Source organism: Methylobacterium sp. Leaf85 (assembly GCF_001422125.1).
Lineage (GTDB): Bacteria > Pseudomonadota > Alphaproteobacteria > Rhizobiales > Beijerinckiaceae > Methylobacterium > Methylobacterium bullatum.
The window spans coordinates 1-17712 of sequence record NZ_LMME01000020.1; the positions used below are offsets into that span (position 1 = coordinate 1).

Annotated in this window: 14 protein-coding genes and 3 pseudogenes; 7 read left to right on the forward strand and 10 right to left on the reverse strand. The window is 61.6% G+C overall.

What is annotated here, in order from left to right; all coding sequences use genetic code 11:
- The 3 genes from ASF08_RS25555 to ASF08_RS24805 all read left to right on the forward strand — a co-directional run.
- Positions 1–338, forward strand: a 338-nt coding sequence (locus ASF08_RS25555; protein ID WP_210166702.1) for a hypothetical protein, incomplete at its 5' end; no start/stop codon positions are given.
- A 567-nt stretch (positions 339–905) separates the two neighbouring features.
- Positions 906–1283, forward strand: coding sequence for a phage integrase N-terminal SAM-like domain-containing protein (locus tag ASF08_RS12035; protein WP_082473181.1), 378 nt, complete (start codon positions 906–908; stop codon positions 1281–1283).
- A 462-nt stretch (positions 1284–1745) separates the two neighbouring features.
- Complete coding sequence (locus tag ASF08_RS24805) at positions 1746–1979, forward strand: hypothetical protein (RefSeq protein WP_156629569.1); 234 nt, start codon at positions 1746–1748, stop codon at positions 1977–1979.
- Positions 1980–1994: 15 nt separating this feature from the next.
- Here the strand turns inward: ASF08_RS24805 and ASF08_RS12040 are convergent, their stop codons facing one another.
- From ASF08_RS12040 to qatA, 6 genes are all read right to left on the reverse strand, one after another.
- Complete coding sequence (locus ASF08_RS12040) at positions 1995–3176, reverse strand: hypothetical protein (protein WP_056145502.1); 1182 nt, start codon at positions 3174–3176, stop codon at positions 1995–1997.
- Complete coding sequence (locus ASF08_RS12045) at positions 3173–4015, reverse strand: restriction endonuclease (protein WP_082473189.1); 843 nt, start codon at positions 4013–4015, stop codon at positions 3173–3175. The genes ASF08_RS12040 and ASF08_RS12045 overlap by 4 nt, the downstream gene beginning before the upstream one ends.
- Before the next feature lie 66 nt (positions 4016–4081).
- The gene (qatD, locus tag ASF08_RS12050) at positions 4082–4852 is read right to left on the reverse strand and encodes a Qat anti-phage system TatD family nuclease QatD (RefSeq protein ID WP_056145503.1); all 771 of its coding nucleotides are present in this window, start codon (positions 4850–4852) and stop codon (positions 4082–4084) included.
- Positions 4849–6222 (reverse strand): Qat anti-phage system QueC-like protein QatC, encoded by a 1374-nt coding sequence (gene qatC, locus ASF08_RS12055; RefSeq protein WP_056145506.1) that lies wholly within the window; start codon positions 6220–6222, stop codon positions 4849–4851. Before qatC ends, qatD begins: the two co-directional genes overlap by 4 nt.
- Positions 6219–6923, reverse strand: coding sequence for a Qat anti-phage system associated protein QatB (gene qatB / locus ASF08_RS12060; protein ID WP_200931852.1), 705 nt, complete (start codon positions 6921–6923; stop codon positions 6219–6221). The genes qatC and qatB overlap by 4 nt, the downstream gene beginning before the upstream one ends.
- A 166-nt stretch (positions 6924–7089) precedes the next feature.
- Positions 7090–9051: a Qat anti-phage system ATPase QatA gene (gene qatA, locus ASF08_RS12065; RefSeq protein WP_056145513.1), complete on the reverse strand. Its 1962-nt coding sequence runs from the start codon at positions 9049–9051 to the stop codon at positions 7090–7092.
- A gap of 668 nt (positions 9052–9719) precedes the next feature.
- Between qatA and ASF08_RS12070 the strand changes: the two are divergent.
- Positions 9720–10586, forward strand: a pseudogene (locus ASF08_RS12070) (tryptophan--tRNA ligase); the annotation flags it as partial.
- 75 nt (positions 10587–10661) lie between these two features.
- Here the strand turns inward: ASF08_RS12070 and ctrA are convergent.
- The 3 genes and pseudogenes from ctrA to ASF08_RS12080 form a co-directional block, all read right to left on the reverse strand.
- A complete protein-coding gene (gene ctrA, locus ASF08_RS12075; protein ID WP_056145515.1) occupies positions 10662–11363 on the reverse strand; it encodes a response regulator transcription factor CtrA in 702 nt (233 codons plus the stop codon).
- Between the two features lie 78 nt (positions 11364–11441).
- Positions 11442–11570 carry a hypothetical protein gene (locus tag ASF08_RS26025; RefSeq protein ID WP_274534492.1) on the reverse strand — a complete coding sequence of 43 codons (129 nt, stop codon included), beginning with the start codon at positions 11568–11570 and terminating at the stop codon, positions 11442–11444.
- A gap of 261 nt (positions 11571–11831) precedes the next feature.
- Positions 11832–12762, reverse strand: a pseudogene (locus ASF08_RS12080) (outer membrane protein).
- A gap of 201 nt (positions 12763–12963) precedes the next feature.
- Between ASF08_RS12080 and ASF08_RS12085 the strand changes: the two are divergent.
- On the forward strand, positions 12964–13404 hold the full coding sequence (locus tag ASF08_RS12085) for a helix-turn-helix domain-containing protein (RefSeq protein ID WP_056145546.1): 441 nt from the start codon (positions 12964–12966) through the stop codon (positions 13402–13404).
- 550 nt (positions 13405–13954) lie between these two features.
- On the opposite strand, the pseudogene ASF08_RS12090 reads toward ASF08_RS12085, so the two are convergent.
- A pseudogene (locus tag ASF08_RS12090) lies at positions 13955–14876 on the reverse strand (IS110 family transposase); the annotation flags it as partial.
- 85 nt (positions 14877–14961) lie between these two features.
- Here ASF08_RS12090 and ASF08_RS24060 point away from each other — a divergent pair.
- Together ASF08_RS24060 and ASF08_RS24810 are read left to right on the forward strand one after the other, a co-directional pair.
- Entirely contained in the window at positions 14962–16038 is a 1077-nt protein-coding gene (locus tag ASF08_RS24060) for a P63C domain-containing protein (RefSeq protein ID WP_162238954.1), read from the forward strand.
- A 413-nt stretch (positions 16039–16451) separates the two neighbouring features.
- Positions 16452–17660 (forward strand): calcium-binding protein, encoded by a 1209-nt coding sequence (locus ASF08_RS24810; protein WP_156629570.1) that lies wholly within the window; start codon positions 16452–16454, stop codon positions 17658–17660.
- Positions 17661–17712 lie beyond the last annotated feature (52 nt).

A 17712-nucleotide genomic window follows, 5' to 3' on the forward strand; every position in this document is an offset into this window, starting at 1 on the left:
CGAAAGAGAAGCTTCTCCACTGGCCGGATTTTACTCCGCCCGCATCAGCACCCCGCCGACGCTCCAGTGGATGGTTTTGTCACCGCCCTACACAGCTGAAACCGTCGGACAGTCCGGCGACCGTACTCATCTCCTCACAAACCGTGGAATGCATCATGATCCGCTCAGTCGGTGGTGTCCTCTCGCTCGTCCTCGCTCTCACCGCGGCAGCTTCAACTGCCCAAGCCGCCGAGCCCTGGCAGAAGTTGGTCTATTCGGATCCGCGCCATCCATCGGAGTTCACGCCGCTTGTCGTATCCCTGTGGCAGCGGGAGATCGCCGGCAAGCCGTTCCATTAGATCCATGCTGCCCGGTTCGAGGCGGGTGGTCAGACCTATCTCGTCAGCATCGCCTTTGCTGGCGAGATCTGCTCGATGGGAGCCAACGGTCGCAATGCTGTCGCCGAGCCTGCGATCTGCCCGGCGCGTGTCGATCTTCTGCAGGATGGAAAGGTTGTACGAACGACCCGTGGCAAAGCTTGCTCGGTTTCGCCCATGCCCGAGGATGAAACAGGCAACCAAGCGGACACGACCCAGGTCCGGTTCGATACGGTTGCGAAAACCGTTGCGTTTCGCTCGCTCATGCACGGTAAGTTCGTTCGGGTGTGTCAGCAGACCCTACGCTTGCCCTGAACCAAATCGATAAGTGCAACATTACGCTTATCCATCAATGATGCGTAACGGCTGCCATCGGTCGATAGGTGCAGATCCCCATTATGACCGGATGGGGTGGATGAACGAACCCGCTTGCGCGGGATGGGTGGCAGCTTCGAGGTTTTCGGATTGAGACGAGCGCCCTGCGCTGATTGAGCATTGCCCGGCCTGGGCGGACGATCGTGGCTCCCTTCATCCGAGTGGAGCCATCCCATGACCATCCTTGCCGTTCCCGCCGCTGCCGTCGGCTCGCTTCGTCGGCGCCTGACCGACGACATGACCCTGCGCCGGTTCTCCCGTGAGACGCAGCGCAACTACATCCGCGACGTCGGGCGTCTGGCGACGTTCCTGCGGCGCTCGCCCGACACGGCGACCGTCGATGACCTGCGCCGTTTCCAGATCGCGCAGCAGGAGGTCGGCCTCGGGGTGCCGACGATGAATGCCATCGTCTCGGCCCTGTGGTTCTTCTTCGTCGATACGATCGAGCGGCCCGACCTCGCTCGCAGGCTGGTCCGCCTCAACCTTCCGCACCCGCTGCCCGACGTTCTGAGCGCCGACGAGGTGCGCCGGCTGCTCGGCGCCACGGTCTAGCACCACCAAACATCCGAGGAGGCGCACCTCGGGGTGCGCCTCTCCGCGTGCCGAATGCCGGAATGGTCTTCATGAACGCTGTCGCCTGATCCTGTCGCGCTCCGCCAAAGGCCGGAGACCAGGCAATCCGGGAGCGCTCAGGCAACCAGGCGACGGTGTTCACGCGCCTTCCGTCCCTCGTTGGGGAAGACGGTCTGCCAAAATCCCATAGCTCTGCGCCCGCCGTCCCACGGGTTCGTTCTTCCACGACTTTCGTACGCCTCGCGGCGCCCGAAACTCTTCAGGATTTCCGCCAGTCTGCTTTTAGGAAGCAAAAACTCAAAACCAGACGTTCGTTTGAATTTTGACGGACGACCGTTCTGCGCCAGTACCGGACATCAGGTGGTTGCCAGGAAGCGGACATTAGCGGACGCGAAACAAGGGGTTACGCGACAGCGGCGATCTGGGCCCGAGAAGAAGCTGTTGGCTATCGCGAAAGTCTTCGATATAATTTACTGCGCAAACCCAGCGATTTTAGATTATCGACATACTGTTTTTGTATGTGCAATGCTGAGTTTCTGCTGCAACTTACCAGCAACCGCGCAGGTTTGGAAAAAGGTCTTCAACGCGGCGGGCGCGCTGCCGCAAATCCAGATGTCGCCGGATAACCGCTTCGAATATCTGCTGTCGAGCCGGCCAGCGTTGATTGCCGATTAGCACGGCGCAGGGCCCCTAATCATTCGGCGCGGGGCGTGTGACCCGCCGACGTCGCGGGCTCGTTGGCTCCTCAGGCGGACGCACGGCCGTGAGCAGGGCGTCCTCGACGGCCCGTTGAGGATCCAGGAAGGTCATCCGCCGCACGATGGCTTCGTCGAGCGCCTGCGGACGTGAGGGGGGCCGCAGCGGCTCGTCAGGTGACAGCTCCAGGAAGGCTGTCAGCGCCAACCGGTACAGGGGCGCGGCGTACTCGAAAAGGTTGCGACCCGAGATGGGCAGCACGAGCGCGTCGCGACCGATCGGGTTACCGTGGAGGAAGTCGTTCCGGCGGTCGTTGAGAGCTTGGTAGAGCCAGGACGCGAGTGTGCGATGGATTTTGGTTTTGCCGCCAGTGTCGTAGGCCGCCTTAGCGGAGGTGGCGCGCTGCCAAGGTGTCCGTTCGAGGAGCGCGAACACACGGTCACGATTAGCGACGCCGCTCCCGCCTGGGTGGACGAGGATCTCGAAGGCGCTGACCCAGAGTGAGATCAGTCGCCCGACATCGTAAAAGGTCGTGTCGGCTGCGGCTGGTAGGAGCGACGCGTGATGAGCCATGTTGAGCGAGCGCATGAGGGCGATGTCCGCCCACTCGGGATCGTCGGAGAGATGACGGCGACGCCATCGGCTCAGCAGAGCATTGAGGAGAGGCGCATCCAGGTCGCGGGCGTCCAGCGGTGTACGGAACAGCCCGGGCGCCGACTGGCCGTGGAACGCGGACACGTCATGGACGCCCAACAGTGCCGGCGTACTGCCGATCAGATGCTCGTCATGACTGTCGACCATCCAGGGGTAGAAGGCGAAGCTGTCGCCGAAAAGCACGCGGTGGCCCCGGGGATGGAGTAATTCCTGGGCCCGGGCGGCGCTGATCGCCGAGATGGCGATCGCGTCCCGGAAGCTGGCGATCGCGCCGATCTCGTTGAGAGCAGGCGGCGCGTCGGATCGGAGCAGCAGTACGGCCGCTTCGACGCGCTCGCCGAAAGTGTCACTGAACCGGCGCAGGAAGGCGCGCAGCGTCGGCTGATCATGGGTAAGCTGGCGTAGGCGCATGTCGCTCGCCGGGACGAGTGCCGCCAGCTCGTTGTTGATCGGAGCGGCGAGCGCAAGGTTCGGGAGCGCGAAGACTGCGCGCCATCCGGGCAGCAACGAGGCCGGAGTCAACGGGACACTCTAGGCGGCGCTGACGCGAAGAGTTCGCGGACCGCCATGAAGGCGCGGCCCGTCTCGGCCGCGCCGCGGACCTTGCGCTCGAGGACCGCAGAGAGCGAGATCAGGCGATCGAGCGAATCGTACAGATCGCGGCCGTCCATGCAGATCAGGCGCTTGCCCTGACCGAACGCGACCAGCCCCTGTTCGCTGAAGCCGTTGTAGCTCACGAAGAGGCCGCGCGCCCAGGACGCCTTCTGCTCGAGCTTACCGTGGAAGCCGTGGAGGTCGGCGACGCCGGTCTGCGCGGCGGTCCATTTCGCTTCTAGCAGGTAGGTCTCGTGGCCGAGGAGGAAGCTACCGTCGATCTGCTCCCCGAGGTTGCGGAAAGGTTCGCGGGCGGCCAGACCCGATGCGTCGAAGGCTTGCCGCAGGAAGGCCTCGAAAGCGTAGCCGCGTTCCTGGGGCGGAAGCGAAGCGATTGCGATCAGCGCGCCCTTCAGTTCGGCTTGGTGCCGCCAATCTGTGGCCGGGACTAGGGCATGGCCGCCTGCATCAGGTCCGGCTTGGTCAGTTAGGTGCGCGATAAGGGACAGGAACCGACCCTCGGCGTTAACGACAGGATCGGGCTGGTTGGTGCGCGCCAGGAATTCTGCGCGATGCTTCCACAGAGCCCGGAGCGTTCTTGCTGCGGTTGCGCCATCGACCTTCTGGAGGAAGCAACGTAGGCGCTTGCCCTTGGAACCTCCGTATTCGGCGTAGATTGGCTCGTCGATGTCGACGTCGAGCTCGGCGGCGAAAAAATCGCTGAAGCTCGGGTCGGAGAAATCCAGCACGTAGCCGCGGCCGCGCACGAACTCCACCAACTCATCGACGAACCTCAGTTCGATGGATCGGATCGCGGGGATGGTCTCTCTCCTTCAGGCCGTTGGGGTCACGAGGGCGCGGAGATTGGTCACGATCCGGTGCCTCATCGTCTCAGGAGTTTCACTCCGGAGCGCGGCCAGGTCCAAGACGGTCTGCGCGACCGCGGACGGCCGAACCGGCCGTCCGGCGGCCTCGACGAAGGGCCCATCAGTCTCGGTGAGCAGCCGATCGGCAGGAAGGCTAGCGACGAGCTGACGGTGCTTGGGCGAGCGTAGCATTTCAGAGTTGATTGAGAAGTAGCAGCCGCGCTCAGAGGCCCTACGCGCTTCCGCTGCGGTTCCGGTGAACCAGTGCAGGATGACGCGCCCACGGTCGGGCGGCAGCGTGCGGTCGAGATGGGCGAGCACTTTGCCAACGGCCCGGACGCTGTGGAGCGTCAGGATTTTGTCGCCCTGTTCGGCGCAGGCGGCGAGCACGCGCTCGAACACGCGCTCCTGAGCCTCGAAGGAGCGATAGAAGCGGGGACCGGCGTCGAGTCCGACCTCACCGACATAGCGTGCCTCATGCAGATAGCGCTCAAACAGCGGCAACTCGACCGCCCTCTCGGCGACAAGCTGCGGATGCAGGCCGAGCGCGACCCGGACATGTGTCGAGGCTGTGGCCAGATCGCGATTGCGAGGCCACGCCTTCGGCGTTGTGGTCACCGCGAGCGTCGCTACGGCCTCGCGGTCACATTCGCGGATGAGCGCGGCGTGGTCCTGATAGAGGTCTAGGTGACAATGGAAATCGACCAGACGCGGGCAAGCCGCTTGGGTGCGTGTCATAGCGGTCGGGCCCGCACGCCGTTCAGCAGCCGTCCGACTTCCTGCAGCCCTTCGATATAGACCTTCTCGTAGGCGGCGAGGTCATTCGGGTGATCGGTCAAGGGACCTGGACGGTGGATGTCGAGCTTTGTACGGGCCGGCTTCTTGGCGAGCCGTGACAGAGCGAACAGGAAGCCACGGACATGGGCGCCTTCGGCCTTGGCGCTGTCTAAGACCTTCGCCCGCAGATCTGGGATCTGATAGGACGTGTCGTCAGCGCCGAAGCCTTCCAGCATCGCGGCGCGGCGGATGAGGCAGGGTACGCAGTGGCCGCAGTGCTTGGGCTGACGGGCGTCCTCATCGTTGGCCCAACGCGCTTTCGCCGGAGAGGAGCACGACATGGTGTGTCGCGCCTCCTTTCTCAGGAACGCAGCGTCCGCGCAGCCCTTGGCCATCGTCCCTTTCGTCTCGAATCGGTAACGGTTCTCTAGCCGGATCGGCAGGCCCAGACCCGACAGGATGTCGTCAAATCTCGCCATATAGAATGGGTGGGTGGTGCGCGTGCTGAGTGCGCCAAGCCGGGTCGGGTCGAGTGGGACGTTCAGCGAGATCAGCCCGTTCTCGGGAACTTCGACGATCATATCGCCGCCGAGCGCATCGGCTGCCATCGCTGCCAGCGCGAAGAACAGGAACGACCTGCCCCGAAGGGTGTTCTCGCCTGCCGAGCCGTCGACGAGATCGTTCGGAAAGCCGACACGAGCACGCAGGTGGTGGAAGTGCTGCTTGGGGAACCGCTTGGCGATGACATCGGCGCAGTAGGTCTGGTGAGCGCTGGTAATCCCATCCCAATAGTGGCTGACGAGCATCGGAGACTTGCCGACCGCGAGTAGGTCGATTGCCCCGATGAAGCTGTCGAGGCCGCCCGAGAAGAGGCAGACCGAGTCTGCGGTGGCGGTGCGGAGTTTGGTCGGGGCCGGCGCGAGGGGGGCGAGCCCCTTGGGTCGCGCGCGGAACCTCACGCCCCAGCGATCCCCAGTAAGGAAGTTCAGGGTCGTCACGATAAGCGGCGCCAGGCTCTCCCAGAGTTTCGGCTCTACGACCGGGAGGCAGAGGTCGATCTCGCGTGTCCAGGCGTTCTGAGACTCGCTCGATCGTGAGATGCGGGTGTCCGCAGCCGTCAGCGCCGCGGCGAGAAGAGCCAGATCAACTGTTCGCTCCGAGGGACGGAGCCCTAGCTCGTGGAGCTGATGGAGCGCTTGGCCTAGGCCATAGCCAAGGCGATGATCGCCGTCGACAAAGGATATCTCGGTGAGCTTGCTGTCGGATCGCGAGGGTTTGACGGTGGCGGTATCGGCGGCACCGAGGCGGCAGACGAGGCTGTGATGGTTCATTGTGCGGCCTCCCCGGCGGCTGCCACGAGCTCGAAGGCGGCCTCGTATATCTCGTTGACGACGCGCTCGACGTCTCGGTCGCCGAGCCGTTCGACCCCGTCTAAGCGACCGGAGAGTTCGCTTTGGATACAGCCGGTGACGAAGTCGTGGAGCTGCTGCTGCGCCGCCTCGACAGTGGCGACATCGGCGGGGAGGGTAACGCCGCGGGCGCCAAGGTCGGCAATGACGCGGCCCTCGATCGATCGGGCGACGAAGTCGATGAAGAACTCCTGCATCTGATCAGACGTCATCGCATCGAAGTCGCCGACGCCGGCCTCGGCAAGATCACCGATCGTCTCAAGCATGGCCTGGCGTGCGATTGCCTCGTCAACCGCGCCGCCGGGCGGACAGACGAATTCGAGGATCGCGAGAAAGACATCGGCGGCAGGGCGACCGGCAAGCCCCGGCAGGTTGAGCTGTCGCAGCGTCTCGGCCGTACCCAAGCGCCGGATGTCGCGGACCACGCCGAGCAGGCGTGCGCCCGCCGCCCGCGACGGGCCCATGCGGCGGGCGGCGCGATGGGGGCCGCCGGTCCCGCTGCGCACATAGCTGGACAGCGCGCTGCCTAGTGCGCTGGGGCTGCCGGTCTTAGCGAAACGGGAGAAGGCGCCGCGGGCTCCCTGGAAGGAGCCCGCACCGGAGGTGTCGGGTCGCGGCGGCATACGGGACGGCGGGGGCAGCGCCTGACCCGGACCCGGCTGGGGCGCGTCGCCACCCGGAGGTGGCTCCGGCGCAGTTCCGGGCGCGACGCCGGGCGATGGGTCGTCGACCCAGGAGGGAACCAGCCCTGAACCGGCGCCGCCATAGCCCTTCGATGTCCCCATTACCTCAGGTCCTCTTAAGCTTCGCCACGCCTTTCGACGCGACTTGGAGGACGGCGTTCTCCGACTGCTCCGCCCAGCCGGCGGCGATCTGCGCAAATTCGTCCTTAGCGGATGCTTCGGTGAAGGCCGTCCCCCAGCTCGACACCGCCCATGCGCCGAGCTTGGCGACTGGGAGCTCACGCAGGAACTCGAGCAGTCGCCTCTGGAGCCCACGATGCGCTTCGACAACGACTATCAGGCCCTGGACGCCGTCCGGGAGCTTGGTGAAATTGTCCTCCTGTAGGATCCGGCCGCGGATCGCATCGAAGACCTCCTCCGGTTCCGGACCTGTCAACTTGGCGACCTCGCCGGCGGCGCCCCGGGCCAGCATTCTCGGTCCCATCAGCCGCTCGATCAGACCCTCGAGATGACTCGCGGCCACGAGCCCGCCGAGTGCGCCACGCTTGTCCCGGGTGACGAAGACATACGGGCGCAGATCAATGTCCTTCAGAAGAGGGTCGATCACCGCCCATCCCTTGATCCAGTCGTTCTTCGCCCACTCCTCGGCCTCAGAGGGAAGGGCGGGGGGCTTGGATGCGGCGGGTTTCTTAACTCCCTTCGCAGCCGGCAGCAGATGATCGTCGTCATCGCCGGATGGCATGGGCGCCCGGACGTGATTCTCGAACCGCCCCAAAGCTTCGACCTTGCCTTCCGGGTCGGCTGCGGCGAGCCGGGCGATCTGTTCGTAGAAGTCTGGGTAGTAGCGTTCCGCCAGCATGATCTTGGCAAGCACCGGGCGTTGGACATCGCCGCCGAAGCCGCGCTCCTCGGCGATGGCGTGGCGCAGCATTAATGAGTTCAAGAACCGCTTAATCTGCCGCGGGTTGCCCCGCGTGCCCTCGCTAAGGATCTTGGTCACATGGGCGGCGAGCGTGAGGGCTTGGCCGACCTCGGCCGGCACCGTCCCACCCATCGCCGCCTCAACAGTTTTCCGGTCGAGGCCTCGGCTCTTCCAGGGGCGGCGCATGTCCTCCCGTGCCGCGGCTAGCAGCTTCGCGAACCTGGCATCGCTTCGGCTCAGGGCGTTCTCGGCGAGCAGCAGCGCGACATAGACGCGCGTCTCAGCGACGCCGAGCGCCGGGATGCGGAAGGGTACCTGAATTAGCTTCTCAAGATAGTTGCGCGCGTAGCTCAGCGGACCGGAGCTACGTGGCAGGTCGGGAAAGTGTTCCCGCACCGCATACTCAATCATCAGTTCGTCGGCACCGACGACGAAGGCGGTGCGCTCGACGAAGAGGAAGAGCCTGATCGCTTCGAGGGTGGCGATCGCAGTCTTCGGGAGACAGCGGTCGAGATCGTCGACGATCACCACAAGCTGGTCGATGTCGGCCGCGTCCAGCAGCTCCTTGAACTCTTTGCGGAAGGCATGAATGTGCTCAGGTAGGTGATCGCTTTCTTCGGGCGCCTCCTTTACAAACTCGCGAGCTTTCTCGGCGACGCCCTTCAGGTCTTCAATGGAAATATGGTCCTGAGGCTTGGCGATGACCGAAGTCGCGAGCCCGTAAAGCTCCTTCATTTGATCGAAGGTCGGGATGCCGGTCGCCGCGGTGAACGCGAACCCGCCAGCCTTGCGGGCGATCTTGAGCCAGTCGACTCGTTTCAGGACCTTCTTTGCCGCTTCAGCCACCTTCGTCGAGTTGGGACGGGCGCGACGCAGTTCGTCCACGATAGTTTCGATGACGATGGTCTTTGCGTCTTCAAAACCCTCGAATGTCCACCCGTTGAACCAGAGGCAGAGGATGCGATCGTCGCCGGCGAAGGCGGCTTCGGTCATTTTCAGAACACTGGACTTGCCCGCGCCCCAGTCGCCGTGCACGCCGATGCTTATCGGCACGTCGGGCGTCTGGCGGATCAGCTTGACGACGGTCTTGGCAATGGCCTCGTAGTAGAGGAGATCCGTCGCCGTCTCGTGATCGTTCAAAAACATCCTCTTCCCTCACATGGCCCGTCACACGGCTCCACCCGGCCCGCGCATCAATCCTGCTAGCAGCGCAATTGTTTTCTCAAGGCCTGAACGCTCAAAATCCGGTTTGCGGGATTGACTAGGTCTTGGGGGTGGAGGAGCGACGACAATCGACTCGTTCAGATCGCCAGCTCAGAAGCGGACCTCGCGAACGTCCGATAAGGGTCATTCTGCGGTTGAGTGGGGCCAGTGCCCATGGCCGCTTTCCGGCGACCCTGCAGCATCAGGTATGACTATGTTGGATCGGAACCAGACATTCCGCTCCGGAGGGGAATATCGGGAAGCGGACATCCCTTTGGCTATACGGCACGTGCTGCTATAGCGCGGTAATGACAAACCAACCTACCATCGTGATCCGGTGTTGGTGGCGCGCTCTCTGAGCGCGGCCTGTCATACCCTCCTGACCTGTGCCGCTGCGTTCGGCGGCGCAGTGACGATTTAGGTCTGTCCTGCCCCGAAGAAGCAGCGGCTCCCACGTTAGGAGCTCCACCATGCCTTCGGAGACCGCCCATCGCCCCATCATCCTTACTGGCGACCGCACCAGGGGCCCTCTGCACTTCGGCCACTACGTTGTCTCACTGTGTAACTACGTCGCGTTGCAGGCGACGCATACGCAGTGAGCCGACGCCCAGGCCTTGACCGACAATGCCCATGATCCCGAGCGTGTGCGCCGGAACGTCCTTGAGGTCGCGCTCGATCACCCTGCGGTCAGAATCGACCCGGCAGTCTCGACTATCTGCGTCCAGTCTGCCCTGCCCGCTCTCGCTGAATTAATGCTGCTGTATCTGAACGTCGTCACGGTCGCTCGCCTGGAACGTAACCCTACCATCAGGGAGGAAATCCAGGCGCGCGGTTTCGGACGGGACACCCCCGCCGGCTTCCTCTGCTACCCCGTCGCCCAGGCTGCCGACATTACCGCGTTCAAGGCGAACCTCGTGCCCCTGCGCGAGGACCAAACACCCCTCATCGAGCAGACGAACGAACTGGTCCGTCGGCTGAACCGGCAGGCAGGCCGCGACCTTTTACCCGAGGCGACGGCGCTGATCCCGGCGACCGGACGCCTACCCGGCGTGGACGGCCGGGGGAAGATGAGCAAGTCGCAGGGCAACGCTATTCTGCTCTCAGCGAGCGATGCTGCGGACGAGGCAGCCGTGCAGCGCATATACACGGACTCCGATCACCTACGGGCATCCGACCCGGGACGCGTCGAGGGGAACGTCCTGTTCACCTACCTCGATGCGTTCGATACCGATGTCCAAGCTGCCGGCGATCTCAAGGCGCACTATCGGCGGGCGGGTCTCGGCGACATGGTCCTCAAGCGTCGGCTGACCGGCCTCCTCCAGGCGATGGTAGCGCCGATCCGCGAGCGTCGCTCCGAGCTCGCCCGTGACCCTGACCTCGTTATGGACATTCTACGGACAGGCTTGACGAAGGGACGCGTGATCACTGAGCAGACGAAGCGTGAGGTCACGGAAGGGTTGGGGCTCTTCGGCTTTTGAGATGCTGCAATCCTTCGGCTTGCATTCGCCATTGAGGACGGAGGCAACCTCGGCGTCTGGCTAGACTGACATCCTTTAACCGGCCAGGGCCTGCATCTCGGCTACGCCATCGCGCAGGACGTAACCGCGTCCCCAGACGGTCTCGATGTAGTTCTTGCCGAAGGAGGCATTGGCCAACTTCTTGCGCAGCTTGCAGATGAAGACGTCAATGATCTTCAACTCGGGCTCGTCCATGCCACCGTAGAGATGGTTGAGGAACATCTCTTTCGTGAGGGTCGTGCCCTTCCGCAGCGCGAGGAGCTCCAGGATCTGGTACTCTTTGCCGGTGAGAGGGACCCGGCTACCGGAGATCTCGACGGTCTTCTGATCGAGGTTCACACTCAGGTCACCGGTGGTGATGACCGACTCGGCATGGCCCTTCGAGCGTCGCACGATCGCGTGGATGCGGGCGACGAGTTCGTCCTTGTGGAAGGGCTTGGTGAGGTAATCGTCGGCTCCGAAGCCGAGGCCCTTCACCTTGTCCTCGATGCTGGCCATGCCAGAGAGGATCAGGATCGGCGTTTTGACCTTCGCAACGCGCAACGAGCGCAGCACCTCGTAGCCCGAGATATCCGGGAGGGTCAGATCGAGCAGGATGATGTCGTAGTCGTAGAGCTTGCCGAGGTCGATTCCTTCCTCGCCGAGATCCGTCGTGTAGGTGTTAAAGCTCTCCGATTTGAGCATCAGTTCGATGCTCACTGCGATCGAAGCGTCGTCCTCAATCAGCAGCACGCGCATGGGGAGGTCCTCAAAAGATTGAGACTTCCTAACCGGACGTCGGCAACAAACCGTTAAGGTGCGGGAGAAAGACCCGCTTCAGGCAGGCAGGGCTCGGCTACGAACCAGACCACGGATGGCTCGGAACGGAAGCGTCAGGGCCGTGAGGCAGGCGCCCAGCGCCAGGACTACGAAGACCGACAGAATCGCCGTCAGGATTTTGATCATAGGCGTGCTCGCTCCGGTGTGCAGCGGGACAGGCCCCGCACCGCAGCCACGATCCTCCTGAAGTTCGGCAAGAGTGTGTGCGAGCCAGCTCAGGCTATCGGGATGCGCGCATCCGCCCTACTGGCCAGCCAGATCCCCCCCCAATGAGATCGATACACATACGAAAAACGCCCCAGGAGAAGCTCCTAGGGCGTCTGTTGGCTGAGCGGCCAGCTGGATCGGGCCGGGGATGCTCAGGCAGATGGTATAAGGCGAAAAGCCTTAGTAAGATCCGAACTTGTAGTTCAGGCCGGCGCGGACGACAGCGAACTCGGACTCGCGAGCAGCAACCGAGGGGCTGATGGTCAGAAGGCCATTGGGGCCGGCAGCCGCGTTGAACACCGAGCGACCGCCACGGTTGTTCTTGTCGTTCTCGAGGTTCACATACAGACCTTCGACCTTCAGGGTCACGGCCGACGACTTGAAGAAGTTGAAAAACGAGTCGGTGGGGAGAGCGTACTCGATACCACCGCCGGCGGTGTAGCCGGTGCGGAAGTCTTCGCCGCCCGTGGCGCCGTCGCCGTAAGCGAAGCCGCCGGTGCCGTACACGAGGGTGCGGTCGAAGGCGTAACCGATACGGCCGCGGACGGTGCCGAAGAAGTTCATCTCGTTGCCCGGGATACGGACCGAGGTGGGGCTGTTGAGAGCACCGACGACGGGGCTGATGGTGCCGGCCACGGTGCGGCTCTTGTTACCGAAGTCGGTGTACTGGGCGTCAGCTTCGATACCGACGACCACGCCCGAACCCGGGGTGAACTGGTAGTTGTAGCCGACCTGGCCACCGCCGACGAATGTACTGGGCGTCAGCTTCGATACCGACGACCACGCCCGAACCCGGGGTGAACTGGTAGTTGTAGCCGACCTGGCCACCGCCGACGAAGCCTTCGAGATCATTGCCGCCGTTGGTGGAGACGACCACCGGGGTGCGGGTGAAGGAGTTCAGCACCGAACCACCCGGCAGGGCGTAGCGGTCGCTGTTGCTACCGGCGTCGAAGCCGTAACCGGCGTTGATACCGAAGTAGGCACCCGTCCAGGTGAACACCGGCACCGGCACGAAGACCGGGGGAGCCGCGCGACGCGGAAGGTCGGCGGCCGAAGCGGCGCCAGCCAGGAGAGCCGTGGCCGCAGTAGCGAGGAGAAGCTTCTTGAACATGGAAGTCGTTGGCCCGTGCGATGAATTTGAACGATACAGAGCCCTTAAAGCGGCAGCAGCGATAGTGCGATCTTGCAACACCGCGGATTTACAGCGTATCAGCCGACTGCCGATTCCCTATGCTGCAAAGATAAATCCGCAGTGGCTCTCATCTAGATTCTCATTATACTTAATAATTGCCTAATATAGCGGGTGGCCACAGTGACTGTAAAATCCACGACAGACATTGATCGTACCGTCGGCCTACGTATCGCAACGCTGCGAAAGGCGAAGGGATTGTCGCAGACTCAGCTAGGCCAGCACGTCGGCGTCACATTTCAGCAGATCCAGAAGTACGAAAAAGGAGCGAACCGCGTCAGCAGTGGCCGGCTGCAGGAGATCGCTGAGTTCCTCGAAGTGCCGATGTCTACCCTGTTCGGCGATGGCGAAGCCGAGGAGCACAGTGATGCCTTTGGCTTCCTCCGCAAGGCCGGCGCTGTCGATCTGCTTTGCGCCTATGCGGCGATCGAGAGCGATCAACTGCGCCGCGACGTGCTGCAGCTCGTACGCACAGTGGCTGCCTTAGGGGCGGGGCAAACCCAAGGCGCGGAAGCACCTAGCCAGATTGTTTTGACGGGTGATGGGCTAAACTCTCACTCTTGATCGCCCTTGGCTTTCTCCTGCCCAATCACTCGGTCGGGCATTTTCCAGTCCCGTTTCCAAGTGGCATGCTCCTCGGTGTCTGGGGAGTAAGGATTGGCGCTGCTTGGGTCGCCACAATCGCGGGCGTGACGCCCTTTCTGGCTAACGGATCAAGGCGATCGCTGACAAAACGTATGGCCCACCCCATCTGCAAGCGGCATGTGCGAGGTGATCTGACCGGTCTGCGCCAACGTATCCGGTCTCGGGGGCGTGCCCCGGCTAAGATGGAGTTCCGCACACCCTGGTCTTCATAAAAGACACGGCGTCGAGCGTCATATTTTGTGCCAGGATCACAGGGTGCCGGTTCAACCGTCAGGCCATCTCGCTTCCACCGCCCGCCGACATCGTCGATCGCTGGGCCGGGCCGTCCTGGCGATTGATCTCGTTTAGGCCGCCACAGGCTGGCTGACCCTGGCCGCGTAGCCCTCTCGCCGGAGCGGAGTACCGCCCAGGCGATCCTGGCCAACTTGCCGGCGAGCGCCGCGACGACCTTGTTCTTGTGAGCACGGCCGACGAGGCCACGCAGCCACTCGCCGATCAAGGGTCTGGCCTGCCGAGAGCGACGGCAGAGCCGCCCGCGCCCCGTGGATCAGGAGTGTGCGCAGGTAAGTCTTGCCCCGTTTCGTGATGTCGAGAAGCCTTGGTTTGCCGCCGGTCGTCGCTTGCCGCGGCACCAAGCCCAGCCAAGCCGCGAGATCACGACCGGATCGGAATGTCTCGCCCGTGCCGATTGCGGCAACCAATGCGGTCGCGTTCAGCACCCCGACCCCTGGAATGCTGACGAGGCGCCATGCGGCCTGGTCCTCGCGGGCCCTGGCTACGAACTCGGTAGTCAGCTCAGCAATACGGCGATCCAGCTCGCTCCATTCCAGGCGCATGTCTACGATGAGGAGACGAGTGCGCGGATTTAAGGTCGAGGGTGGCTCGATTGCGGGATCGAGCATCTCCGTTAGGAACCTCTGAAGCTGCTGACGGACCTTTGCGACTACAATACCCCGTTCCAGGAGCACGGCGCGCAGCTGGTTGATCAATGCCGTCCGCTGTCCAACGAGGCGCGTCCGGGCACGATGAAGGATCTGCGCGTCCAGCTGCGCCTCGCTCTTCAACTCGACGAAGCGCATTGTCGGCCGGGTGGCGGCCTCTGCGATCGCTTCCGCATCCCGCTCGTCATTCTTCTGCGCTTTGACGTAGGGCTGGACGTACTCCGGCGACATGAGCCGGACCTCGTGGCCCTGCTCCCGCAGGACGTGGCCAAGGCAGTGAGCGCCGCAGCACGCCTCCATCGCCATCGTGCAAGTCGGCAGTTTGGCGCCCAGCCGGACAACGCCGTCTCGCATGAGTCTCCGCCGAAGGACGACACGGCCCGCCTCGTCGAAACCCGCGACGCTGCAGTTGTTCTTACCGAGATCGATGGGCCATGGCGTAGCAAGCACAAAAGGAGATTTTTTGGAGGCGTGCTTGCAATTTATCTCAGCAAGCATATTCTGACTCCATGCAGCAAGCATGGAGTCATTTGTTATGGCCAAGCAACAGACGCCGCAAAGCAAGGGTGGCACAGCACGATCTGAGAAACTCACGCCCGAAGAGCGTAGCCGAATCGCGAGGGAGGCCGCCGAGAAACGGTGGCAGAAATTTGAGCCCGCCGACGGGATGGCTGTTCAAAAAGCCGCGGTTACAGGCGTTCTTCAAATCGGAACAGCGCACCTTCAGTGCGCAGTCTTAGACGATGAGCATAATACCCGCATATTCACGCAATCGGGGTTCCTCACCGCTCTCGGACGTTTCCCTACTCCGAAAAGTGCTCGTACCGAGGTGCTCGCCAACCTACCCGCATTTTTGCGTGCAAAGAACTTAGAACCTTTTATTTCCAATGAGTTAGTCTCCTCGTCCACTCCCTTGGTTTTCGAGGCCGCGTGGGGCGGGGGCCACAAGGGGCGATCTCTTGGATTCAAAGCACAATTGTTACCCGAGGTTTGTTGGGTTTACCACAATGCAGAGCGAGCTGGTGTGTTAGTTCCATCTCAGAAGCATGTCGCAGATCAATGCACAGTCCTTTTGCGTGGATTAACAAATGTAGCAATCGATGCTTTAGTCGATGAGGCGACCGGATGGCAGTATATCAGGGAAAGAGATGAGCTTCAAAAACTCTTATCCGCTTATGTGTCGGCTGAACTTTTGCCATGGGCTGCGGCCTTTCCCGATGAATACTATAAAGAAATGTTCCGATTGTGGAACTGGCAGTGGCCGCCAAACGGCTACACAACAGGTTCTCCAAAAGGGCCGCGCTATGCGGGAAAAATTACAAATAAGATTATTTATGATCAGTTGCCTCCTGGCGTATCTGACGAACTCAAGTCCAAGGCACCGACCGACAGCAACTGGCAGCGCAGGATAAGACTGTGGAAGCATCTAACTGCGGATATTGGCAATCCACATCTTGAAAAACAATTAGCAGTAGCCACCAATATAATGAAAGTTTGTGACGATAAGGAAGAGTTCCAGCAAAAATATGAAAGGGCGTTTCCAGGCAGCTTTCCGAAGGCGCGGCAACTATCGTTCAGTCGTAAGCTGTCACAAACCGACGATGACGAATGATGCTTGCCGTCAAGCATAATAGTTCAGACAAGAGAGGCATGAACAAGCTGCCTCTCGCAAAGCGCGTCCAAATCCTGAGCATGCTCTGCGAGGCCTCCCCCATGCGGTCGATCAGCACGCCGCCGACGCTTCGGTGGATGGTTTTGTCACCGCCCTACACAGTTGGTGGAGGTTCGAGCGGGACACATGCTTATCCGGCAAAGGGCGACTGAGCTTCACCACATAAGCTCAGCTTTATATCTCGAACCTCGTTGATTAGTCCTGGTGGCTGACAAAAAAGTAGCGAAACCGTGATCCATTCCAAGCTTGATGCGATGCTATTCCGGTTGACACGTCTACGGCACCGGATAATGGTCTCGTAATGTAAGCAAACCTTCTTAACCTGTAATATGTCGCGGCAAGGAATTAACTGAATGTCTTCAATTTATGTTAGCAAGAATTCTGACTATACATCGGAAAATAGACTGCATCTCGACGAATCCGGCATTTATAATGGCGACCCATCTATTAATGTTTCGGTACATTTTAGCGGTATGCGCGGCTTCGGGCTTGGCGGTTTACTTTATATCTATGGATCCGACGTCTACCCAAGGCTAATTACTTCATCAGCAAGCGATTTTGGCACCGAGGCTTTTTTAAAGACGTCCGGCGGATATTTATTTGATTACAGTGATCGAACCGGACGAACAGATCTAAATGGTGGCAATTTTGGCGACGTCCTTCGCAGTGGATCTGGTGCTGACGTCTTAGACGGCGGCGATGGAAACGACGTATTTGAAGGTCGCGCAGGTGCTGATCAACTCATTGGTGGCGCTGGCATAAATACCGCGAGCTACGTGCATTCCGGCGCAGGAGTAACCGTCGATCTAACCGCTCATACAGCCATCGGTGGCGATGCCTCAGGCGACATACTGACAAATATCACTCAACTCATTGGTAGTTCGTTTGTCGATAACCTCACTGGCGATAGGAATGCGAACACGCTGGCGGGTCATGGCGGTGCCGATAGACTCCATGGAATGGCTGGCAATGATCGGCTGGTCATCACCGGGAATGCGGATTTTGCAGCTCTTGATGATGGTGCGGCGCTCAATGGCGGCACTGGAATCGACACTCTCTTGTTCGTGTCAGGCGGTAGCGTAAAGCTCGAAGCGGGCAGCATCACCGGCATCGAGAGGATCTACGCCCGAGGTGGCGGTTCCCTCGACATGAGCGAACTGACCAAGGGGCAGAACGTCATATCGCAGAGCACTGACACACACAGCGCTCACGTCATCGGTTCCCAGGAAGCGGATCGGATCCACGCAGGTGAGGGTGGCGACACGATCGCCGGAGGAAAGGGCGGCGACAAGCTGTTCGCAGGCTCCGGCGAGGACACATTCCACTTCCAGGACAGCTTCGGACGTGACAACGTCTACGGCTTCAGCACCGAGACCGATCACATCAACATTCACATTGCAGGGGTCGACGCTGGCGACATCAAGCTCGCGGAGTTCCACGACGGGCAGGACACCATCGTCACGTTCGCTGGCGTCGATGGAACCAACAAGATCATCCTGCACGACGTTACCATCGCCGACCTTCATGCAGGTCCGAGTGACCTGTTCATATTCGGAGCTTGACCCAACTCCTGAGCCCGGCGCGGAGTGATCCGGCCGGACTTTTTGTGTTTCG

Coding starts and splice junctions, on each gene's coding strand:
- ASF08_RS12035 (WP_082473181.1), top strand. CDS start 906: ATGACCATCCTTGCCGTTCCCGCCGCTGCCGTCGGCTCGCTTCGTCGG.
- qatD (WP_056145503.1), bottom strand. CDS start 4,852: ATGACACGCACCCAAGCGGCTTGCCCGCGTCTGGTCGATTTCCATTGT.
- qatC (WP_056145506.1), bottom strand. CDS start 6,222: ATGAACCATCACAGCCTCGTCTGCCGCCTCGGTGCCGCCGATACCGCC.
- qatB (WP_200931852.1), bottom strand. CDS start 6,923: ATGCCGCCGCGACCCGACACCTCCGGTGCGGGCTCCTTCCAGGGAGCC.
- qatA (WP_056145513.1), bottom strand. CDS start 9,051: ATGTTTTTGAACGATCACGAGACGGCGACGGATCTCCTCTACTACGAG.
- ctrA (WP_056145515.1), bottom strand. CDS start 11,363: ATGCGCGTGCTGCTGATTGAGGACGACGCTTCGATCGCAGTGAGCATC.
- ASF08_RS26025 (WP_274534492.1), bottom strand. CDS start 11,570: ATGATCAAAATCCTGACGGCGATTCTGTCGGTCTTCGTAGTCCTGGCG.
- ASF08_RS24060 (WP_162238954.1), top strand. CDS start 14,962: ATGGCCAAGCAACAGACGCCGCAAAGCAAGGGTGGCACAGCACGATCT.
- ASF08_RS24810 (WP_156629570.1), top strand. CDS start 16,452: ATGTCTTCAATTTATGTTAGCAAGAATTCTGACTATACATCGGAAAAT.